Origin of the sequence: Collinsella sp. CLA-SR-H006 (assembly GCF_040097075.1) — a bacterium.
GTDB lineage: Bacteria > Actinomycetota > Coriobacteriia > Coriobacteriales > Coriobacteriaceae > Collinsella.
Window position 1 is genome coordinate 25,313 of sequence record NZ_JBBNPD010000012.1, and the last position, 21,671, is coordinate 46,983.

The 21,671-nt window shown below is 61.0% G+C and carries 16 protein-coding genes; 1 reads left to right on the forward strand and 15 read right to left on the reverse strand.

Going from position 1 to position 21,671, the window contains the following annotated elements:
* Position 1: 1 nt before the first annotated feature.
* The 7 genes from AAA069_RS07660 to AAA069_RS07690 form a co-directional block, all read right to left on the reverse strand.
* Positions 2-1,045 (reverse strand): DHH family phosphoesterase, encoded by a 1,044-nt coding sequence (locus AAA069_RS07660; RefSeq protein WP_349128009.1) that lies wholly within the window; start codon positions 1,043-1,045, stop codon positions 2-4.
* Positions 1,038-1,448: a 30S ribosome-binding factor RbfA gene (rbfA, locus tag AAA069_RS07665; protein ID WP_006234038.1), complete on the reverse strand. Its 411-nt coding sequence runs from the start codon at positions 1,446-1,448 to the stop codon at positions 1,038-1,040. The genes AAA069_RS07660 and rbfA overlap by 8 nt, the downstream gene beginning before the upstream one ends.
* 11 nt (positions 1,449-1,459) lie before the next feature.
* Positions 1,460-4,174 carry a translation initiation factor IF-2 gene (gene infB / locus AAA069_RS07670; RefSeq protein WP_349128010.1) on the reverse strand — a complete coding sequence of 905 codons (2,715 nt, stop codon included), beginning with the start codon at positions 4,172-4,174 and terminating at the stop codon, positions 1,460-1,462.
* Positions 4,175-4,265: 91 nt separating this feature from the next.
* Complete coding sequence (gene nusA, locus AAA069_RS07675; protein WP_006234042.1) at positions 4,266-5,513, reverse strand: transcription termination factor NusA; 1,248 nt, start codon at positions 5,511-5,513, stop codon at positions 4,266-4,268.
* Between the two features lies 1 nt (position 5,514).
* Positions 5,515-6,009 carry a ribosome maturation factor RimP gene (gene rimP, locus AAA069_RS07680; RefSeq protein ID WP_349128011.1) on the reverse strand — a complete coding sequence of 165 codons (495 nt, stop codon included), beginning with the start codon at positions 6,007-6,009 and terminating at the stop codon, positions 5,515-5,517.
* A 258-nt stretch (positions 6,010-6,267) separates the two neighbouring features.
* Entirely contained in the window at positions 6,268-8,844 is a 2,577-nt protein-coding gene (gene leuS / locus AAA069_RS07685; protein ID WP_349128012.1) for a leucine--tRNA ligase, read from the reverse strand.
* Between the two features lie 373 nt (positions 8,845-9,217).
* Positions 9,218-10,729, reverse strand: a complete 1,512-nt coding sequence (locus AAA069_RS07690; RefSeq protein WP_055251158.1) for an IMP dehydrogenase — start codon at positions 10,727-10,729, stop codon at positions 9,218-9,220.
* Positions 10,730-10,922: 193 nt separating this feature from the next.
* Between AAA069_RS07690 and AAA069_RS07695 the strand changes: the two genes are divergently transcribed.
* Positions 10,923-11,267, forward strand: a complete 345-nt coding sequence (locus AAA069_RS07695) for a LysR family transcriptional regulator (RefSeq protein ID WP_349128013.1) — start codon at positions 10,923-10,925, stop codon at positions 11,265-11,267.
* Positions 11,268-11,381: 114 nt separating this feature from the next.
* On the opposite strand, the gene AAA069_RS07700 is transcribed toward AAA069_RS07695, so the two are convergent.
* From AAA069_RS07700 to pelG, 8 genes are all read right to left on the reverse strand, one after another.
* Positions 11,382-12,371: a PLP-dependent transferase gene (locus AAA069_RS07700; RefSeq protein WP_349128014.1), complete on the reverse strand. Its 990-nt coding sequence runs from the start codon at positions 12,369-12,371 to the stop codon at positions 11,382-11,384.
* A gap of 96 nt (positions 12,372-12,467) precedes the next feature.
* Positions 12,468-14,009 carry a glycoside hydrolase family 32 protein gene (locus AAA069_RS07705; protein ID WP_349128015.1) on the reverse strand — a complete coding sequence of 514 codons (1,542 nt, stop codon included), beginning with the start codon at positions 14,007-14,009 and terminating at the stop codon, positions 12,468-12,470.
* Between the two features lie 107 nt (positions 14,010-14,116).
* A complete protein-coding gene (locus tag AAA069_RS07710; protein WP_349128016.1) occupies positions 14,117-15,517 on the reverse strand; it encodes a PTS transporter subunit EIIC in 1,401 nt (466 codons plus the stop codon).
* Positions 15,518-15,699: 182 nt separating this feature from the next.
* Positions 15,700-16,671, reverse strand: a complete 972-nt coding sequence (locus AAA069_RS07715) for a LacI family DNA-binding transcriptional regulator (protein ID WP_343001461.1) — start codon at positions 16,669-16,671, stop codon at positions 15,700-15,702.
* A gap of 248 nt (positions 16,672-16,919) precedes the next feature.
* Positions 16,920-17,585, reverse strand: a complete 666-nt coding sequence (locus AAA069_RS07720; RefSeq protein ID WP_117745996.1) for a DUF4956 domain-containing protein — start codon at positions 17,583-17,585, stop codon at positions 16,920-16,922.
* A gap of 3 nt (positions 17,586-17,588) precedes the next feature.
* Positions 17,589-18,380, reverse strand: coding sequence for a polyphosphate polymerase domain-containing protein (locus AAA069_RS07725; protein ID WP_349128017.1), 792 nt, complete (start codon positions 18,378-18,380; stop codon positions 17,589-17,591).
* A complete protein-coding gene (locus AAA069_RS07730) occupies positions 18,367-20,136 on the reverse strand; it encodes a CotH kinase family protein (RefSeq protein WP_349128018.1) in 1,770 nt (589 codons plus the stop codon). Before AAA069_RS07730 ends, AAA069_RS07725 begins: the two co-directional genes overlap by 14 nt.
* Positions 20,126-21,670, reverse strand: coding sequence for an exopolysaccharide Pel transporter PelG (gene pelG / locus AAA069_RS07735; protein WP_349128019.1), 1,545 nt, complete (start codon positions 21,668-21,670; stop codon positions 20,126-20,128). Before pelG ends, AAA069_RS07730 begins: the two co-directional genes overlap by 11 nt.
* Between the last annotated feature and the right edge of the window lies 1 nt (position 21,671).

Below are 21,671 nucleotides of genomic sequence, written 5' to 3' on the forward strand. Positions count from 1 at the left end.
GTTAAAGCTCGACGGTCACCGAAGCGGGATCCTCCCCTACCAGCTCGGCCAGCATGGGAAGTGCCACGGCGAGCGTCTCGCGAATTGTTCCGTTGTTGGAAAAGCCGGCGGCGGCATGATGCCCGCCACCGCCAAAGTTGGCAGCAATCTCGGACACATCGAGGTCGCCCTTGGAGCGCAGGTTGCCGCGCACCTTGGTATCGCCCTCAATGCCCTTTAAGAACATGCAAACCTCGACGCCCATCACCGAACGCACCACATCGACCAGGCCGTCGCACTCGTCCGAGGTGACACCGCAGGCCTCAAGGTCGCTCTGGTAGGCATAACTATACGCCACGCGCCCATGCGCGACCGTCTTGATGCGGCCCATAACGATGGACTTGAGGTGCAAAAACTCAACGCGCATGCTCTGATATACCTCGAGTGCTACACGCGCCGGATCGGCACCGTGGGCAACCAGACGCGAGGCCGCATGGAACGCGGCGGCATCGGCGTTTTGGTACTGAAAACGGCCGGTATCGGTAACCAAGCCACACAGCAGGCAGGTCGCAACGCCATCACGTGCAACAATGCCACAATTGTCCAAGAAGCGGTCGATGATCATAGCGCAGGCTGCAGCTTCAACGCGCCTCAGGCTGAGCTCGGCAAACTCCTCGCGCGCCGGATGGTGATCGAAGCACACCACATGCTTGGAGCGGCGAAGCACCTCGGCGGAATTATTGAGGCGCTCGACGACCGGCACATCCACCGAGATGAACAGGTCTGGATTGCCGGTGTACGTAGATGCCGACACCAGGCGATCGGAGCCTTCCATAAAGCGGTAGATGCGCGGAACCGGGTCATCGTCTGCCAGCAGCAGGGCAATGTCCTTATTGGGGAAAAACTTCATGAGCGAAAGGCCCAGACCCAACACGGAGCCCAAGGCATCGCCATCGGGAGAAGTATGTCCCGAAATCGCAATGGAGGACGCACCCTCGATGAGCTCGAGGATGCGTCGCTGAATATCTGCAGACTCGCACGAGGCGAGGTCGGCGGAATTAGTCATCTAAAGCTGCCTCCTGGGCGGCATCCGCTATCGGATAGCCGTCCTCGTCCTTTTCGATCGCAAGCGTGGCGGGAACGTTTTCCAGCGCACGCGTGATGCGCTCGGCCTCATCGGTCGAGCGATCGATGCGAAAATCGAGCTCGGGCGTAACACGCCAATCGAGCGAGCGAGCCAACAGGCTGCGGATACGGCCCTTAGCGCTAGCGAGCGCCTCCATGACCTCGTCGTATCGGCTCGCATCGCACGACACGTACACACGCGCGAACGAACGGTCCACCGCGACCTCGACCGCAGTCAAAGTAACCAGGTCGAGACGCGGATCGGAAACCTCAAAGAGCAGGATATAACCGAGCTTCTCGCGAAGCTGCTCGCCCAGACGGCGGGTTGCCTGCGTTTGCTTCATAGCGCTACCCCCTACTCGGTGCGGGCAACCTGGTCGATGCGGTAACCCTCGATCTGGTCGCCGGGCTTGATGTCCTGGAAGTTCTCCAGGCCAATGCCGCCCTCGGAACCGCTCTTGAGGCTCTTGGCCTCGTCCTTGTAGTGGCGCATCGAGGCGATCTTGCCGTTGAAGACCACGATACCGTCGCGCACCAGACGCACGGAATCGGTCGCGGCGATCTCGCCCTCTTCGACGCGGACACCGGCGGCGATACCGACTTTGGGCACCTTGAAGGTGTCCAGGACGGTCGCGGTACCCGTGGCGACCTCGACCTCGGTGGGCTTGAGCATGCCGATACGGGCGGCGTCGAGCTCCTCGAGGCACTTATAGATGACGTCGTAGCAACGGATCTCGACGCCCTCGCGCTCGGCAGCGGAGCGGGCCTTACCGTCGGGACGGACGCCAAAGCCGATGATGATGGCGTTAGAGGCGTCGGCCAGGACGACGTCGGTCTCGTTGATGGCGCCAACGGCGGAGTGGATCGTGTTGATGCGAACCTCGGACTGATCCATCTTGTCGAGCGAGTCCTGAAGGGCCTCGATGGAACCCTGGACGTCGGCCTTGATGATCAGGTTGAGCTCCTTGACCTCGGCGTCGGCAATGGTCTCGAAGAGGTTCTCGAGCGTGACGTGCTTGACGCGGCTCTGCTCCTCGATACGGGCCTTGAGCGAACGCTCGTCGGCAAGGGCGCGAGCCTCGCGCTCGTCCTCGAACACGCGGAACTCGTCGCCGGCGTTGGGCACGGACTGCAGGCCCAAAATCTCGACGGCGTCGGAGGGACCGGCCTCGGTGACGGCGCGACCCTTGGGGTCGAGCATAGCACGGACGCGGCCGTAGGTAAGGCCGGCGACCAGCGTATCGCCCACGTGCAGGGTACCGCGGGTTACGAGTACGGTAGCGACCGAACCGCGGCCCTTGTCAAGCTTGGCCTCGAGGACGTTGCCGGAGGCAAAGGTGTCCGGGTTGGCCTTGAGCTCGAGCACATCTGCCTGGAGCAGCACGGTCTCCAGAAGGTCGTCGATACCGATCTTCTGCTTGGCCGAGATGTTGACGAACATGTTCTGTCCGCCCCACTCCTCGGGGATGACGCCGTACTCGGTGAGCTCCTGGCGCACGCGGTCGGGGTTGGCGCCGGGCTTATCGATCTTGTTGACGGCGACGACGATGGGAACGCCGGCGGCCTTGGCGTGGTTGATCGACTCGACCGTCTGGGGCATGACGCCGTCGTCGGCGGCGACGATCAGGATGACGATGTCGGTCACCTTGGCGCCACGGGCACGCATGGCCGTAAAGGTAGCGTGACCCGGGGTATCGATGAAGGTGATCTTGCGGTCGTTGATCATGACCTGCGAAGCGCCGATGGCCTGCGTAATGCCGCCAGCCTCGCCGGCAGCAACGCCGGTGTGACGGATGGCGTCGAGCAGCGACGTCTTGCCGTGGTCGACGTGGCCCATGACGGTGACGACCGGGGCGCGCGGCTTAAGGTCGGCGGGATCGTCATAGAACGAGAAGGTGTTCTCCTCCTCGGGGGTGATGATCTTGATCTGACGGCCCAGGTCGTCGGCAACGAGCTCGACAAGGTCGTCGGACATGGACTGCGTCATGGTGAGCGGCGTACCAAGCAGGAACAGGCGCTTGATGATGTCGTTGGCCGGAACGTCGAGCGCCTCGGCAAGCTCCTGGACGGTAACGCCCTGGGAGACCTTGATGGCGTCGAGGTCCTCGGGGTTCACGCCCTGGGCCAGCGCCTCCTCTATCTTGCGCTCCTCCTGCGCCTTGGCAGCCTCGCGCTCGCGCTTCTCCTTGCGCTTCTTGCGGCGACCGGTGGACTCGCGAGAGGCCTCCTCGACGGCAGCACGAGCCTCCTCGAGCACCTTCTCGCGGCTGTACTCCTCGGCCTCGCGAGCCATGCGGCTGTAGTGGTCCTCTTCGTTGTTATGACCGCCCTTGCGCTTCTTGCCCTTGCCCTGCTTATCGGGGTTGGGGAAGTCCATGCCGGCAGCGACGTTGTTGCTGGCGTTGGTGCGATGGCTGTGCGGACGGCCCTCGGAAGCGTTGCGCTCGGAGTTGTTGTCGGAGGCGTTGCGATCGTTACGACGGCCACCGCGGCGGTCGTTGTTGCCGCCACGACGGTTACCGCGCTCGGCGGCGCGCTCGGCCTTGGCCTTGTCCTCGGCGTCCTTCTTCTCCTTGAGCACGGTCTCCTGTGCGGCAATCTGGTCGAGCAGCGAACGGAAGCGCGAACCGGAGTCGGAAGCGGGAACGGCGCGGCGCTGGGCCTCGCGGGCAGCCTCCTCCTTCTCGCGGGCAAGGCGCTCCTGCTCGGCCTTCTTCTTGGCCTCGGCCTCGGCGCGGGCAGCCTCCTCGGCTGCCTGGGCTGCGGCAAACTGGCGGCGCTCCTCCTCGCGTGCCTTCTCGGCGGCGATGCGCTCGCGCTCGGCCTCGGCGGCGCGTGCGGCCTCCTCGGCGGCAGCTGCCTGCTCCTCGGCCTGCTTGGCGGCCTCGACTTCCTGAGCGCGGGCCTCGATCACCGAGGCGAGCTGCTTGCGGACCATAGCGACATAGGCGTCCTCCAAGGTGGAGGAAGCGGACTTAGCGGGAATCTTCATATCGGCGAGATGACCCATCAGTTCCTTGGAGGTCATGCCGAACTCTTTGGCCAGGGTGGACACACGGACTTTTGCCATATGACTTCACCTACCCTTTCTGGCACCTTGGGTGCCTAGAGACTGAACGAGCGTGGGAGACGCGCCGGGACCCGCCCGGCGCAACCGCGCGCTAGATCAGGTCCTCCGCATCATCGAAGGCGTCGGTGTCGTGGACACCGCAGAAACGGGAGCCGGGACGAGCCTGGTTGCGGCACTGGATGCCGTCCTCGGACACATACTCGCAGCGGCGGACGTCCTCGTCCTCCTCGTCACCAATCAGGTCGGCGGCGGGCTCCTCGTGAACGGGAACGTTCTTAAGGATGTCGGCGGCAAGCGTCTCGGACTTGATATCGATGTGCCAGCCGGTCAGGCGCGCGGCGAGGCGGGCGTTCTGGCCCTCCTTGCCGATGGCGAGGGACAGCTGGTCGTCGGGCACGATGACGCCGGCGTAGGCCTTCTCCTCGTCGATGAGGACGCGGGTGACCTTGGCGGGCGACAGGGCGTTGGCGACGTAGACGGCAGGATCGGCATCCCACAGGATGACGTCGACGCGCTCGCCACGGAGCTCGCCCACGACAGCGCGAACACGGCTGCCCTTGGGGCCGACGCAGGCGCCCACGGGATCCAGACGGTCGTCGAGCGAGTGGACGGCAACCTTGGAGCGCTGGCCGGGCTCGCGGGCGATCGACTTGATCTGGACGGTGCCCTCATAGATCTCGGGCACCTCCTGCTCAAACAGACGACGCATGAGCTCGGGGTGGGTACGGGAGATGACAATCGGCGGACGGCTGTGCTCGCCACGAACCGGCTGCAGGTTGGAGTTGGGGTCGCGAACGTCGATGATCACGGCCTTGATGTGCTGGTTGTGCAGGTAGCGCTCGCCCATCGGACGCTCGTTGCGCTCGTTCTCGTAACGACGCTGGTCGAAGTGCGGAAGCTCGGCCTCGACGCCCTCGCGGATCTTGACGATCGTGAAGTCGGGCGTGGACTGCAGCACGGTACCGCTGATGAGGTCACCGATGCGGCCGGAGAACTCCTCGTAGATCTGCTCGCGGGCGGAGTTACGCACGATGGCGTTGATCTCGGCCTTGGCGTGCTGGGCGGCGATGCGGCTCGTGTTCTTGGGGGTGACGTCGATCTCCTCAAACTCGGTGAAGTTGCCTTCCTCGTCCATGGAATCGTCGATCGGCTCCAGGCGGTAGACGTAGATCTTGCCGGTGGTGCGGTCGATGGTCACCTTGGCACCCCACTCAAGATGCAGGATCTCGGCATAGCTCTTGGCGAGCGACTGCTCCAGGCGGTCGATCAGGTAGAGCTGGTCGATGTGCTTCTCCTGGCAAAGCTCCATCAGGGCGGACATCATGTCGGATGCTGCCATCTTACTTTCCTTCCTTCGCGGGCTTGAAGTCGTAGGTGGGCTTCAACTTGCACTTTTTAACATTAGAGAAATCGAGGGTGACTGACTCGCCGTCCTCGAGCTCGAGGGTCACGTTCGTCTCGGTGGCGGCGGCAATCTTGCCGGCGTACTTGCGACGGCCCTCGGTGGCGGTGGAGGTGAGCTCGCAGTTCTCGCCCACAAAGCGGGCAAAGTCGCACGGGCGGCGCAGCGGGCGCGCCATACCCGGGCTCGACACCTCGAGCGTATAGCTCGAAGAGATGGGATCGAGCTCCTCAATCACATCGCCGACCCACTTGGTGTTGGCCGTGACGTCGTTGAGCGAAAGGCTCTGACCCTCGGCACCCTCGATACGCACGCGCACGCAGGGGGCCTTGGTGGCACCCACGAGCTCGACGTCGACGATGTCGACATCGTGCTGGGGAGCGACGGCCTCGAGCGCGTCGATGATCGCCTGCTCGGTCTTGGTCTTGACCATTGCGGCACCTCCATCCATACAAAAAAGAAGCGGGGCCGAAACCCCACTTCTTTCAATTACAACTTCATTTGCAAGCAAACTATACCAATAGCTGCGGAAACGTGCAAGCACAGTACGAATCTGCAGGTCAGCGTGCGCACAGCTTCTCCACAAGAATAGGACAATTGGCCGAAGGCACCTAGGCAGGTACATGCAAAACGAGGGACGACCCAACCGGATCGCCCCTCGTCTTTTATGCGTCAGCTAAGCGCGCAGCGCTTACTTGACCACCAAGTTGACCAGCTTGCCGGGCACGCAGATGGCCTTGACGACCGTCTTGCCCTCGAGCCACTTGGCGACGGCGGCCTCGGCGGCAGCCTGCATCTCCTCATTAGAGGCATCGCGGGCAACGTCGACGCGGCCGCGGACCTTACCGAGCACCTGGACCACGATCTGCACCGTGTCCTCAACGGACTCGGCCAGGTCGAACTCGGGCCAGGCGGCGGTGTAGGCGTTGCCCTCGCAGCCGAGCGCCTCGTGCCACAGCTCATCGGCCCAGAACGGGCAAATGGGGGCAAGGACGCTCACGATATCCTTAGCCACGCCGTAGCACAGCGCCTTGTCGCGGGCGGTACCCTCGGTGGCGTTGAGGTAGGCGCTCGCCGCGTTGACGAGCTCCATGACGGCCGAGATGGCGGTGTTGAACTGGCCGCGATCGAAGTCCTCGGTGCACTTGGCGATGGTGCGGTGACGCTCGCGATAGAGTTTCATCGCAACCTCGTCGAGCGCGGACTTGTCGAAGGCCACGTTGGCGTCGCCAGACTGAACGAGCTGCCAAACGATACGCCAGGCGCGCTTGATGAAGCGGTTGGCGCCCTCAACGGCCTTGGGATCCCAGTCGAAGTCCTTCTCGGGCGGGGCGATAAACAGGATCGCCAAACGCATGGTGTCGGCGCCGTAAGGTTCGATGACCGAGCTCGGGGGCACGACATTGCCCTTGGACTTGGACATGGTGTCGCCGTTCTCGTCCTTGACCATGCCCTGGCACAGCAGGTTAGTGAAGGGCTCGTCCACACTCAGTAGGCCCAGGTCGCGCAGAGCCTTGGTAAAGAAGCGGCTGTAGAGCAGGTGCAGAATGGCGTGCTCGATGCCGCCGATGTAGTTATCGACGGGCATCCAACGGTCGGCGGCCTCACGGGAGAAGGGCAGCTCGGTGTTGTGCGGGTCGGTATAGCGCAGGTAGTACCAGCTGGAGCAGGTGAAGGTGTCCATGGTATCGGTCTCGCGTTTGGCCGGGCGGCCGCAGACCGGGCAGGTGGTCTCGTAGAACTCCTTGCACTCGGCGAGGGTCTCGCCGGCGCCCAGGTCCAGGTTCTCGGGCAGCGTCACCGGCAGCTGATCCTCGGGCACGGGCACGATGCCGCAGTGCTCGCAGTGGATGGCCGGGATGGGGTTGCCCCAATAGCGCTGACGGGAAATGAGCCAGTCGCGCAGACGGAACTCGACCTTGCGACGACCACAGCCCATGGCCTCGAGGTCGGCCACGATCGCAGCCTCGCCCTCGGAGTGCTTGCCGCCGCGCATTCCGGTGTACTTGCCGGACTGGACGAGCGTGCCCTCGGCAGCGTGAGCGCAATCCCAGTCGACGGTCTCGGCATGGAAGGTATCGATGGTCTCGCCGCTGGCCTCGACGGCAGCGCGATCGTCATCGTCCAGGATGATCGGCACGATCGGCAGGTCGTACTTACGGGCAAACTCAAAGTCGCGCTGGTCGCCACAGGGAACGGCCATGACGGCACCGGTACCGTAGTCGGCAACGACATAATCGGCAACCCACACGGGGACCTTCTCGCCGTTGACCGGGTTCACCACGTAGCAGCCGGTAAAGGCACCGTGCTTCTCGAGGGTGCCCTGGGCACGCTCGACGGCAGAGATATGCTTGGAGTCCTCGACGATCTTGGTGACGGCCTCCTCGTACTCCGTGCCCTCGACGAGCTCATGCAGGCCGGCGTACTCGGGAGCCAGGACAAAGAAGGAGACGCCAAAGAGCGTATCGGCACGCGTGGTGAAGACGGTGATCTTGCCCTCGTCGCCCTCGATGGGCTCGCCATCCTTGTCGCACAGGGTAAAGTCGACCTCGGCGCCCTCGGAGCGACCGATCCAGTTAGCCTGCATCTGCTTGACGCGCTCGGGCCAGCCGGGGAGCTTCTCCAGATCGTCGAGCAACTCCTGGGAGTACTCGGTGATCTTGAAGTACCACTGCTCCAGGTCGCGCTTCTCGGGCTCGGTGCCGCAGCGCCAGCACTTACCCTCGGTAACCTGCTCGTTGGCCAGAACGGTCTTGCAAGTGGGGCACCAGTTGACCGGGTTCTTCTTGCGGTAGACCAGGCCCTTTTCCCACAGCTTCTCAAAGATCCACTGACCCCAGCGGTAGTAGTCGGGGCTGCAGGTCTTGACCATGCGATCCAGATCGTAGGAGAAGCCCATGCGCTTCATCGTGGCGAGCGCCTGATCCATGTTCTTATACGTCCAGGCGGCAGCCTGCGTGTTGTGCTTGATGGCGGCGTTCTCGGCAGGAAGGCCAAAGGCGTCAAAGCCGATGGGGTGCAGGACGTCATAGCCGCGCATGCGGGCCTGACGGGCCATAGCATCGCCGATGGTATAGTTGCGCGCGTGGCCCATGTGCAGGTCGCCCGACGGATACGGGAACATCTCGAGCACATACTTCTTGGGCTTGCTGTCATCGGTGTCGACGGCAAAGAGGTTGGAGTCCTCCCAGGCCTTCATCCACTTGGACTCAATGGCCTGTGCGTCGTAGGCAGGGATCTCGTCCTTATGATCTGTGCAATCGCACATATCAGCTCCTTTGTTATCTCGGTTGGGGCGGGGCGTTCTTACCTTTGCTCGCTGCTGCGGACAGTCCTGCTCGCACGAAGAGCACATTAAGTGCTCTTCGGCTCGTGCGGAACTTGCAGCGAGCAAAGGTAAGAACGCCCCGCCACATCGTTAACTCGCATGATGATAGCAAATACGACAAGCGAGATGCCTGCGACTTGCAGGCATCTCGCTTTATCTAAATAACGTGGCTGAGAATCAACCTTTGTCTGAAACTCGTTCTAGCACGAACGGGTTTTCCAGGTGCCGCAGATTGCCGTGAAAGAGGAGCGCCGCGTACTTAGGTACGCAAGCGACGGTTTGAACGGCAAGGTGCGGTGCCTGGGAAAGCCGCTTATCGATAAGACACAGACTGCTGGGAGTCCTTCACGACTACGTCGTGGGCGCCGCCTTCGACGATGGAGGTGGAGCTGACCAGCGTTAGGCGTGCCTTTTCCTGGAGCTCGGGGATCGAGAGGGCGCCGCAGTTGCACATCGTAGACTTGACCTTGTAGAGCGTGCCGCCCACGCCGTCCTTGAGGGAACCTGCATAGGGAACGTAGGAGTCAACGCCCTCGACGAAGCTGAGCTTCGCGGCGCCGCCCAGGTCGTAGCGCTGCCAGTTACGGGCACGCGCAGAACCCTCGCCCCAGTACTCCTTCATATACTGGCCGTTCACGTTGACGCGCTCGGTCGGGCTCTCATCAAAGCGAGCGAAGTAGCGGCCCAGCATCATAAAGTCGGCACCCATGGCAAGGGCGAGCGTCATGTGGTAGTCGTAGACGATACCGCCGTCGGAGCACACGGGCACGTAGACACCGGTCTCCTCGTAGTACTCGTCGCGAGCGCGGCAGACGTCGATCAGCGCGGTGGCCTGGCCACGGCCGATACCCTTGGTCTCGCGGGTAATGCAGATGGAACCGCCGCCGATACCGACCTTGATGAAGTCGGCACCGCAGTCTGCCAGGAAGCGGAAGCCCTCGGCATCGACGACGTTACCGGCACCGACCTTAACGTCCTCGCCGTAGTTGGCGCGGATCCACTCGATGGTGCGCTTCTGCCACTCGCTGAAGCCCTCGGAGGAGTCGATGCACAGGACATCGGCGCCGGCCTCGATGAGCAGCGGCACGCGCTCGGCATAGTCGCGGGTGTTGATACCGGCGCCGACCATGTAGCGCTTGTCGCCATCGAGCAGCTCATTGGGGTTGGTCTTGTGGCTGTCGTAGTCCTTGCGGAAGACAATACCCATCAGGTGATCGTTGTCGTCGACGATCGGCAGGGCGTTGAGCTTGTTGTCCCAGATGACGTCGTTGGCAACCTTGAGGCTGATGTTCTTGTCGCCCACGATGAGCTGCTCACGCGGGGTCATGAACTCGGAGACCTTCGTCTGGTGGTCATCGCGGCTGGGGCGATAGTCACGGCTGGTGACGATGCCCAGGAGCTTACCCTTGGGAGTGCCGTCGTCGGTGACCGGCATAGTGGAGTGACCGGTCTTCTCCTTGAGCTCGATGACCTGCTCCATGGTCATGTCGGGGGTCAGCGTGGAATCGGACTGAACGAAGCCGGCCTTGTGATCCTTGACGGCCTTGACCATAGCGGCCTCGGACTCGGCGCTCTGGGAACCGTAAATGAAGGACAGGCCACCCTCGGTAGCGAGCGCGACACCCATATCGACGCCCGAGACGGACTGCATGATGGCGGAAACCATGGGGATGTTCAGGGTGATTGCCGGCTTCTCACCGCGCTTAAAGCGGGTTAGCGGCGTCTTAAGAGAGACGTTGTTGGGGATGCACTGCGAGGACGAGTAACCAGGAACCAGCAGATACTCCGAAAACGTGTGGGACTCACCGGGAAAGAACGTAGCCATGTTTCTCCTTTTTCCATGCGACCGGTCGGCTGCAGGCCTCGTAGGACCCAGCCCAACCTTGGGCGCCCAATACTGGGGAAGTATCTTAACGCACTTTGACTGCTACAATGCATGATTTAAGAAGAGCACACGAGGGTTTGACGCAGGCTTTGCGTTTGCCCAGCAAACACTTTAGCGGGGAGACGTGGAGCGTATGGAGTACAAGACGACGGCAAAGTTGGTCATTCAAGCGTGCGACAAGGATTTGCCGGGCGTGTTCGGCCACGGCTGCGTCTTGTTGCTGCAGGGCATCGCCCGCGAGCATTCGCTCAACCGCGCCGCCAAGAGCATGGGCATGGCGTATTCCAAGGCCTGGCGCATCGTGAACGAGGCCGAAGGCCAGCTGGGCTGCAAACTCATCGAGCGCGACGGAGCCCGCGGATCCACGCTCACGCCCGCCGGCAAGCGAGCCATAGCGGTCTACGAGGAACTACAGGCCGACATCAACAACGTCATCGCCAACAAAGCAAACGACCTCATCGCCAGCATCAAAGAGTAGCTAATTTGGGACGGGGCCTTTTTAGCTGGTCGGTCACCATAGATGATTATTCTGGGACGGGGATTAAAAAATCATTGTGTACCTAATGATTTTTTAATCCCCGTCCCAGAATAATCATCGAAGGGCGTTGTCTAGGGTGGCCGCTACAACCAGGGGGTTGTCGGTGCCGGCGAAGAGGCGGATAGTGTTCCCCTGTTTGCCGCTTGGGGCCGAAAGGCGCGTCGTTGCGCCGCCGGCGGGCGATGTGCGAAACTCCCCCGGCAAAGCGTCGAACAGCTCGCCCGCGCTACGCTCGATAAGGTCAAATTCAACTGCCGGACTAAAGCCGTGCTCGAGGATTCCCGTTGCAACCGCATGGTCGGGATGCGAGCTCAGTCCGGGATAGCGCACGTTGCGCACCATCTCGTTGGCGGCCAGATACTCGGCCAGCGCACGGGCGCGGTCGAAATGCGCCTGCATGCGGGCGTTAAGCGAGGAAAGCCCACGCTCCAGCACGTCGGTCTCCTCGGTAGAAAGGTCGAGTGCCAAAGCACCGCAGCCTGCAAACAATACGTGCGCGCACTCGGCAGCAGCATCCACACGATGGCGCTTGAGCTGCGAGCGCGCCACCGAAGCGGCAACCAACTTGCGCGGAGCCTTACCAGCGCACACACGGTCGAGCGCCTCAAGTGACAGCACGGCACCCAAGCGCAACGGATCGCACCCAAAGACACCAGCCACGGTGTTATCCACCACGAGCAGCGCATGAGCCTCACGCGCTGCGCGGCCTAACGCACGAAGATCGGGAACGCGCAGACCAAACCCGCCGATAGAGTTCACAAACCACCACAGGTGCGGCCCCTCGGCATCAAACGAAGCATCAAAATCCTCGGACGCGGCAGTAAACGCCGCAACCGACGGCGGGTCCACAAGCACAACATCACAGCCTTCAAAGCCGTGCGCAAACGCATCGGCAAAGTCATCGGCAAACGCAACCAAGCGGTCACCAGGACGCACAATCCCCAGCTGCGACAGCGCTGCCGGCACATGCGGGGCCGCAAGCAACCGCACCTCACGCGCACTGGCCCTCAAAGCCCAGACCTCTTCAAGCTGCTGCACGCCCATACGGCACCGTCCCTTCATAAGCAAAAACCCACGATGCGGGTGTTCCCCGCATCGTGGGCAACGGCTGCAGTATAGCGCCGATATGCGACGAAACGCCTAGATGTTGAGCGCGTGATAGTTCACGCTCGCACCCGGAGCGTCAACGGTCACGCCATAGGCCTCGGGATAGATGCGCGTCGAAAACACGAGCGCGCCATCATTCACAAACACCTCGACCGACGAGACATCGCCGACAATGCGCACGTTACGGACCTCGTCGATGGGCTCCCAGCGCACGGTACGGCCGCAGCCGGCAGAAGCGCGACCCTCATCGGTAAATCGCATCTCAAAGCGCGCGGGCAGCTCGCCATTGGCGGGCACAAACGCCAGCTTCAGCTCGCCATCAACGGTCGCGGTAAACGCGCCGTCGACACCGTCAACAACAACGTCAAAACAGGTATCGCCAGCAACCTCCAACGAGCCCTCCCCCACACGCACCGAGGCATAATGGTGCTCAATCTCGCGCGCCGGCCGCTGCAGCACCACGCCGTCGGCACCGGCTGAAAGCTCACGCGGCACCGTCATGCAGTGCTGCCAGCCGCACACCACAGTGGGGTCGTTGCCATAGGTCGGCTCATCGGGCATGCCCATCCAGCCGATCAAAATGTGGCGACCATCCTCGGACGTAAACTCCTGCGGAGCATAGAAGTCAAAACCGGCGTCCCACAGACGGAACTCGCCCAGCTCATAGGCGCCGTCACCACCGGTAATGTCGCCCGTTACAGGCATGTAGCCAGCAGCGTATACGTTGCCGCGGTCCCAACGGCCGCCCTCAAGCCCCTGGGGAGAGAAGGACAGCCACTTCGCCGGTACACCGCCATCCGCCTCAAGCTCAAGGTATCCCGGGCACTCCCACATAAAGCCAAAACGCTCGAGCGTTGACACACGGCTCTCGAGCTCCCAGCTCATCATGTCCGCCGAACCATACACCAGGATCTCGCCCACATCGCGCCCGGCACCTTCGCCGTGCATGGCGCAAAATCGACTATCGACATGCGGCCCATCCACGCGACGACGCGCGCCCAGCACCATGTGATAGCGCCCGTCCGCGTCACGCCACACCTTGGGATCGCGCACATGGCAGGTCAAATCCTCGGGATAATCCTCGGAAGCCAGCACCACACGCTTTTGGCTGAACTCCCGACCGGCAAGGCCATCAACACTCTCCACATAGACAGTATCAGCGCGGCGGCCGGTATTGACGTAGTCGTACGTCCCGTTCGAATCGGAAAGTTTAACGTTGCCCGTATAAAGTACGCGAATGCGACCGTCCTCGGCAAGCGCGGAGCCCGAATACACGCCGTGGCAATCGAACGGCTCGTCGGGCAGCAGCGGGGCGCCAACGTAGTCCCACGTCATAAGATCGCGACTCGTCGCATGGCCCCAGGCCTTAACGCCGCCCTCGACATCAAACGGCGCATACTGAAAATAGGCATGGAACACGCCACCCGCCTGGCAAAGACCGTTGGGGTCGTTGAGCCAACCCGCCGGCGGCATAATATGGAAGCGTTGGCCATACGCGCCATGACCGCACTCAGAGGCGGCGGCGTCAACAGCGGCGACCAGCTTTGCAAGGTCGCGACCAAGTGCATTAGACATATCAAAGTCCTAACGGATCGAAAGTTACAAGGCACCAGAGATCGGCACCAGATACGGGAAACGCCCGCGGGCATACAACCCGCGGGCATCCCCTCAATCAAAAGCTCTTAGGCCTGCTCGGAAGCCTTGGGCTCGTCCTTGTACAGGACAAACGAGATAGCAATGGAAACCAGCGCGGCGACCGCAAACATGATCGCGTACTGCACGGGTTGGGCCAGGCACAGCAGGATACCGAAGATACCGGTAACGCCCGTGCCGGAGGCAGCCAGCGAAGTGAGCGCGCAGACCAGGGCACCGCAACCGCCGCCGATGCAGCCGGCGATGAAGGGCTTAAAGAAGCGCAGGTTCACGCCAAAGATGGCGGGCTCGGTAATGCCCATGAAGGCGGACAGAGCCGAAGGAAGCGCCAGACCCTTGATCTTGGCATCGCGGGTCTTAAAGGCAACGGCGAGCGCGGCACCGCCCTGGGCGATGTTGGCGGCACTGGCGATGGGCAGCCAATAGGTCACGCCATACTGAGCGAGCTGGCCCAGGTCGATGGCGGTGTACATCTGGTGGATACCGGTAACGACCGTGGGGGCATAGAACAGGCCGACGATAAAGGAACCGATGCCGAAGGGCAGGGTCAGCAGGGTCTGAATCAGACCGAGGATGGCGTTCTCAGCCCAGACAAAGATGGGACCGACGGCAACGAGCGTCACGAGCACGGTCACGAACACGGAGACGAGCGGGGTCACAAAGAGGTCGAACATCTCGGGGACAACCTTGTGGAGACGCTTCTCCAAGAAAGCGAGGATGGCGCAGGCGATAACGATGGGGATCACATGGCCCTGATAGCCGACCCACTCAAAGCTGTACACACCGGGAATGACGGTGACCATGGTCTGCACGCCCTCGGAGGCAACCGTGTAGGCGCTCTGCAGCGAGGAGTTGATGAATGCACCGCCGACGACGGCGCCCAGGTACGGGTTGGCGCCAAAGGCCTTAGCCGCGGAGTAACCGATCAGGATCTGCAGAATGCCAAAGGACGTGCCCGAGACCAGGTCGGCAATCTTATAAATAAAGTTATTGGTGTCGAGAGCGATAAATCCGTTGGAGGCCATAAAGTTGAGGGCGCTCATGATGCCCAGTAGCAGGCCCGAAGCCACGATGGCGGGGATGATGGGGACAAAGACGTCGCCGAGCACCTTAATGGCACGCATAAAGATGTTCTGCTGCTGCGCCGCGGCCTCCTTGACCTCGGCCTTGGTGGCAGCCTCGACGCCACTGAGCGCAATGGACTCGTCGTAGACCTTGTTGACGGTGCCGGTGCCAAAAATAATCTGGAGCTGGCCCTGGGCCTCAAAGACGCCCTTGGCGCCGTCGACCTCCTCGATGGCCTCCTTGTTAACCTTGGAATTATCGGCGATCACCAGACGCAGACGTGTGGCGCAGTGTGCGGCCGAAACAACGTTGCCGGCGCCTCCGACGTTGTCGAGCACCTCTTGGGCTGATTTACGGTAGTCCATGACTTCCCTTTCCTCCAACGGGCGCATGTACACCCGGCCATCTTTGATACTTACACTGTAAACGATTTCAGTTTCATATGTCTGTAATCGTTTTCACTTTAGGGTGAACGGTAGGAATAGGCCGGCGAATGGTAGTTTTAAGGCAAAAACAGACGACTCAGAGGCAGGCAGACGTCCAAGGCCTAGACATTCATAAGCTGATGGCCGAGCTTGAGCGTCTTTAGACCGCTCTCCCCCTCCACGCCATCGAGCGTGTTGATCAGCATATTGGTCGCCTCGACGCCACTGGTCAGGTAGCCATAATGCACGGTGGGAATGCCGCCCGTCAGCGCGCGCAAAAACGCGTTGTCGCCAAAACCGCTTACGCGATGCATGCCCTCGCCCACGCCGCGAACCTCATCGATGGCACGAAGCGCGCCCGCCGCCATGGTATCGGTCGCGCACGCGATAAACGAAACATCGGGAGCGGCAGAAAGCAGTTCACGCGCCGCACCATAGCCCGAGTCGAGCGTAAACGAGCCCAGACGAATCAAGGCGGCATCGAGCGGGTTACCCGCGGCGCGCAAGCCGGCCTCAAAACCGCGACGGCGGTCATAACCAGCCGCGCGGTCCTCCTCGGTAACCCCAATGTAAGCGATCTTGCCGTCCACGCGACCCGCAAGCGCATGGCCCAGCTCAAAAGCGGCCTCGTAATCGTCGTGATACACGCACGCCGCGCCCTCGACATGTTGACCGATCAGCACAATGGGCACACGGCACGAGTCAATCGCGCGACGGTGTTCGTCGGTGATCATGGTTGCCACCAGCACAATGCCGTCAACCGGATGGTTTTGGAATAAATCGAGGTATTCGAGCTCGCGATCGGCCGCATTATCGGTATTGGCAAGCAGCATCTGGTAGCCACGGCGACCGAGCACCTGGCCAATGCCGGCGGTAATGCGGCTCACGGATTCCGAGTTGATCTTGGGCACGATGACGCCGATGAGCTTGGTGGAGCCGGTGCGCAGCGCGCGAGCCTGACTGGACCGCACGTATCCGGTCAGTTCAATCGCCTGCTTAATGCGCTGGGCCTTGTCCGCCGAGATATATCCGCCGTTGAGGTAGCGCGAGACGGCGGCGCTCGAAACGCCGGCCAACTCGGCCACATCTTTCATCTTTACCACGAGCACCCCTGTCATTGAAATCGCTTTCACCATAATACCCGTGAAGACGGCATCCGAACAAAATCGGCCCACCCAGGTCGAGCAAACGTCAGCGAGCGGGCAACTGCCGTGGCGAGGTGCCGCGAAAGAGGAGCGAAGCGTACTTTATGTACGCGAGCGACGGTTTGAGCGGCAGATCGCCCGGCAGATGCCCGCGCAGCGTCGAGCGGTCCGGCGTTTGTTAAAACGCCGGAACATAATTAGCCGTGGTATTCGCCGTTGTACTGGATGAGTGTGAGGTCCTCCACGCCGTCAAGCGCGCGAATAGCGTCCGCATAGGGCATGTCAACGCCGTCCGAGAAGAGCTCGACGGCCATCTCGACTTTGTCGCCGCGCATCGTCTTAGACTTGACGGTGAACTTGGTGCGCCCAAACGCGCGCACGATATCGTCGCCGGTGGTCTGGCCCGTGTAGTGGATGACCATCATGTACACGCGCGCCTTGTCCTGGTGGCTCGCAAAGCCGGCGATCATCACCACGATCACCACTGCCGTAAGCCCCACGAGCGCATACATGCCGGCGCCTGCCGTAATGCCCGTGGTAATGGCCCAAAACAGATACAGCAGGTCGAGCGGGTCCTTGACCGCCGTACGGTAGCGGACGATGGACAGAGCACCGACCATACCGAGCGAGATGACCACGTTGGTCGAGATCGCGAGCGTGACCATGCAGGTGAGCACGCACATGCCCACGAGCGTCACGGCAAAGCTACGCGAATACACCACGCCGGTAAAAAAGCGCTTGTACACGTAATAGATCAGGATGCCCATGGCGAGCGCCACGAGCAGCGAAAGGCCAATCTTGGCAGGGTCGACCTGACCGAACGCCTCCAAGACGGAGTTCTTAAAAAAGTCCCTGGTGCTCATGGTCTAAATATCCCCTCGGTTCCCAAAATCCGATTCCCAGTAATTAAATCCGCGCAGGTAGGCGGTCTTGTCATAACACAGGCAGTACTTAGAGACCGCCGTGAGTTCGGCCTCGCCCGGCGGCACCATATCGCGCACCAGCTGCGGGCAAAACTCCGTAAACTTGACCTCCATCACCAGCTTACCGAGCTCCAGGACCGGCAACGCGGGCAGCGTCACGTCAAAGATATCGAAGCTTCCCACCGCGGCACGCACATTCATGTCAAACGTAATGCGCACGGTGCCCTCGTCCATCACCCACGGCTCGCGCTCGTAGTCCACAATGGTCCGTGGGCGCATCATGTTGCAGATGCACTCGATGTAGAACTCGCGACAGAGCGGATAAGGGCTCCTCAGCAAAAAGCCGTAGTCGCCAGCCAGAATCTGCTCAAACTCGCCACGTGTGAGCGGCGCGTCCTCCTTATAGATCCAGCTACCGTACTTCTTTTTGCGCTCGAGCTTAATCACCTTGTCGCTGCCGTTATAGATGCGTACGCGATACTTTTTGCGCATGAGAATGCCGGCGTCTTTTTCCTCGTAGGCCGAGTTGCAGTAGTCGTCAAAATACAGGCTGCGAATGGTGTAACCGCCCGCCCGCGCATGTTTGTCTAGCTTAAATACAGGCGCCATGCGACAGGCAAGCGCGGCGTGCTCGCCCTCGTTAATGAGATATTTGAGCTCGTGGCGGTAACGCTCCTGCGTGGCACGCACAGGCGGTGCCGCCAGGCGCTCAAGCAGCGCGCTAGCCCTCCTCATACGTATCCTCCACGACCTTACCGCCGTCTTGCACGTAAAAACACTTCATGCCATAGTGCTTGCCGTCGTCGGTCACATAGTAGTCAAACGCATCTTGCGTAAAGCCGTCGGAGTTGGTGGCACGCACGCGCACAAAATACTGGCCGGTATCGGGCGCATCGCAGGTCACCTCGGAAAGCAGCACGTCCTCGGCCTTAAAGACCACATCGCTTATGGCATAGTCGCGCGCAAGCTCTACGGTGTAGCGAATATCGCGCGCCTCAAAGTCGTAGGACGCATCCCAGTTAATGCGCAGCTTACCGTTATCGATCTGCGGCACGCCGATGTAGAACGGCATGGGCTTTTTAAAACTCTCGCGAAAGCTCTTGTAGTTCTCCTCGATCTCGGAGGGAATCGCCGCGGCGATCTGCTCGTATTGGTCCTTGGTGACAGGCAGATTGTCGATATCGGGCGAAGCAAAGACCAGGGATTCAGTCACCTCGCGGTAGTGCTTGATCATCTTGGTCAGGCGAGTCTCGGTCAAATACGAGCGCAAGTCCTTGACGGCACGGTCGAGTTCGCTGCGGAACGACTTGCTGCGCAACGCGCGGTTAAACAGCACGTTACCCCAGTAGTTGCTTGCGCCGCGCTCCCAGCTCGCGTAGTCCGAAAACCCGGTAAGAGAAAGCTCCAGCTTACGCAGCATGCCGTCGTTATCCCAATCCAGGATATACCAGACCTTGGAGTTAAGCGGGCTGTACAGATAGCAGTTACGGTTCTGCGTATCGCAGTTGCCCGTCAGGATCTGAAACGCCAACCAATAGACCAGGTTCTCGGTATCAAAGTAGGTGTCGAGCACGTCATCGATCTTTTGCGATTCGTCGTTGAGCGCATCGAGCATCTCGATGAGCTTGGTGTGGTCCGTATCGCCCTTAATCTCGAGCATGCCTTCAAAGCTTGCCTGGTTGTAGTCGGGATCATCGGCAAGCTTAATGGTGTCCTCGTAGCGATGGAAATCAAAGCTGTTCACCTTGTACAGGTGCCCGCTCTTATCTAGGCCATGTGCCTTAAGCGCCGTCTTGTTGAGCTGCTCCACCTGCGTAAACAGGCCGTAGTCCTCAAAGGTATCGTTGGACTTTTCGGTCTGGTCGCACACCCACAGATGCACAAACTGCGTGCGCAGGCCCATCATCTGGGGAATCCCGCGGATAAGGTCATAGGCCATCTTGTTGCGAAAACGCATACCCTCGCCCATGTGCTTGTTGAGCGCAATCGCACGCTGCTGGCGCCAGGTACCTTTTCCTTTTTTGAGCTCCACCTTGTAGTTCTTCTGCGTATAACCGCTCGACGTCTGGCCACGCACCTGCACGGTGGCATTGGGCGCTTCCTCGCCATAGCCAACCTCGCCGGCAACTGGGCCCTCTTCGTCGCCCGGCTGCAGCAGGCCCATAACCTGATAGCGCGTCACACCCATGTCGGCATAGTCATACACCGAGTACGTGTTGATCTCTGCCCAGCTATGATCGGTGTTCTCGGAGCTGTTGCCGCGCGAGACCGTCAGGTACATGGTCACAATGCCCGAGTCGTCGTAGACCTCGTAAAGCTCGTCCTTATCGCGCAGGTGCTTGGTGCCGTCCGAGGACTCGGCCTTTTTAATCTTGTCCTGCTTTTTGACCTTTTTAGTCGAGGATTCGTCCTGAGACGAGCAGCCCGAAAGCAACAGCGCGCCGGCAGCCGCCTCGATCAGGCAGCGGCGAGACATCAACTTATCGATCATCAGAACCTCCCCAATGTTTTTGGAACAGGCGAACCACCATACGTTCAAACGCACTGCGCGGATCACCGCCCACGCGCTTGTCCTCGTAGCGTTGCTCAACACGGTCGAGCACCCGGTCAAGTTCGGTAAACCAGCCCGTCTTGTCAGTAGCCACAATGGGCTGCTGGCTCAGGATACGATACGGCAAGTTGGCGGTATAGGTATCGAGCCGCAGCAGCGCCACGATAAAAAACACCGCTGCACCCAACAAAAAGCCAAAGCCGTAAAACTGCTGCGGTAAGAGCAGAGAAACGGCAGTCGCCAGCCCGGCCACACCGGCAAACAGCCCCGAGGCCAGCACAGCCCCCTTGTAGTCGGTAAAGTACAGCAAGATGAGCAACACCGTATTGCCCACGGCATACAGGCCATAGCCCACGCATAACGTGCGGAAATACCCGTGCATCAGGTTGTTAAAGCCCAACGGTAGGGCCGACAGCACCGTGGTCTCGAGCGAGATGACCGCCGCCGTCACAAACAGTTGCTTGAGCGCACAAAAACGCAGTTCTCGGTTGAGCGTGGCAAGCATTTCCTCCTCGGCCACCACAATGTCGCCCACCACGCCACCGTCGTTGAACAGGCTGTAGTAGTCGCGGTAGCGCGGATAAAAGTTGACCTCGACCGAGACCACAAAGTTGACGGACGTGACCAGGATCGTCAAAAACGCGATGAGCGCCGGCACATCGTGGTAGGGCGCACCATAAAACAAGCCCTTGACCTGCACACCAATGGGACCGGCCCATATTATCACCAAGTGCGCAAAGAGGCCCAGGTTGGTAAACAAGCCCGTGAGCGCCAACGGCATAAACTGATCAAGCCACCGTAAATAGAGCCAGGGGCTGCGATCGCTCTGCGGAAAATACCGGTACAGCAGCACCACGTCCCAGGCGAGCATGACGCCGTAGCCCAGAGCAATTGATGCCAACAGGCCCTCGACCGGCGGCAGTCCCAGCGCCAGCGCGGCCAGGGCGCACAGGCACGCCACGCCAATGGCAGCCGCAAAGCTGCACAGGATACCGCGGTAATCCTTGATGGCCGTGAGGTAACTCATGCCGTTCCAGTTGACGATCATAATGTTGAACAGCCACAGGCACAGCAGCCCCTGCAGCAGCGTGGCGCCCGAGAACAGCAAAAAGACGCCGTAGAACACCGTGCCCGCAACGAGCATAATGGCGTTGGAGCCCCAAAACGAAGGTAGGATCTCATCCTCGCGCTCGGCAAAAAGCATATCGGCCAAAAAGCGCGTGACCGGCATAGAGAAAAAACTCGCGAGCGTGAGCGACGCCAGCAGCGTATAGGTCACCATGCACACCAGCAGATCTTGGTTGGCACGGCCCACACCCCACAGACCGCACAGCACCAAGATACCCACCTGGAGCAGCACGCCCAGCAGCATGGGGCCCGTACACACAATGCCGGCGTAGCCATAGGCGCGCATCGTGGCAAACAGACCCTTGCGCCTAAACAGGCGCTTGAGCTCAAAACCGATTCCGGCCACC

What these genes read in the sequence shown, in the direction of transcription:
- AAA069_RS07710 (WP_349128016.1), bottom strand. Translation starts at nt 15,517, where the DNA reads ATGGACTACCGTAAATCAGCCCAAGAGGTGCTCGACAACGTCGGAGGC.
- AAA069_RS07730 (WP_349128018.1), bottom strand. Translation starts at nt 20,136, where the DNA reads ATGATCGATAAGTTGATGTCTCGCCGCTGCCTGATCGAGGCGGCTGCC.
- AAA069_RS07695 (WP_349128013.1), top strand. Translation starts at nt 10,923, where the DNA reads ATGGAGTACAAGACGACGGCAAAGTTGGTCATTCAAGCGTGCGACAAG.
- AAA069_RS07660 (WP_349128009.1), bottom strand. Translation starts at nt 1,045, where the DNA reads ATGACTAATTCCGCCGACCTCGCCTCGTGCGAGTCTGCAGATATTCAG.
- AAA069_RS07715 (WP_343001461.1), bottom strand. Translation starts at nt 16,671, where the DNA reads ATGAAAGATGTGGCCGAGTTGGCCGGCGTTTCGAGCGCCGCCGTCTCG.
- AAA069_RS07690 (WP_055251158.1), bottom strand. Translation starts at nt 10,729, where the DNA reads ATGGCTACGTTCTTTCCCGGTGAGTCCCACACGTTTTCGGAGTATCTG.
- rimP (WP_349128011.1), bottom strand. Translation starts at nt 6,009, where the DNA reads ATGGTCAAGACCAAGACCGAGCAGGCGATCATCGACGCGCTCGAGGCC.
- leuS (WP_349128012.1), bottom strand. Translation starts at nt 8,844, where the DNA reads ATGTGCGATTGCACAGATCATAAGGACGAGATCCCTGCCTACGACGCA.
- AAA069_RS07725 (WP_349128017.1), bottom strand. Translation starts at nt 18,380, where the DNA reads ATGAGGAGGGCTAGCGCGCTGCTTGAGCGCCTGGCGGCACCGCCTGTG.
- nusA (WP_006234042.1), bottom strand. Translation starts at nt 5,513, where the DNA reads ATGGCAGCATCCGACATGATGTCCGCCCTGATGGAGCTTTGCCAGGAG.
- AAA069_RS07720 (WP_117745996.1), bottom strand. Translation starts at nt 17,585, where the DNA reads ATGAGCACCAGGGACTTTTTTAAGAACTCCGTCTTGGAGGCGTTCGGT.
- rbfA (WP_006234038.1), bottom strand. Translation starts at nt 1,448, where the DNA reads ATGAAGCAAACGCAGGCAACCCGCCGTCTGGGCGAGCAGCTTCGCGAG.
- infB (WP_349128010.1), bottom strand. Translation starts at nt 4,174, where the DNA reads ATGGCAAAAGTCCGTGTGTCCACCCTGGCCAAAGAGTTCGGCATGACC.
- AAA069_RS07705 (WP_349128015.1), bottom strand. Translation starts at nt 14,009, where the DNA reads ATGTCTAATGCACTTGGTCGCGACCTTGCAAAGCTGGTCGCCGCTGTT.
- AAA069_RS07700 (WP_349128014.1), bottom strand. Translation starts at nt 12,371, where the DNA reads ATGGGCGTGCAGCAGCTTGAAGAGGTCTGGGCTTTGAGGGCCAGTGCG.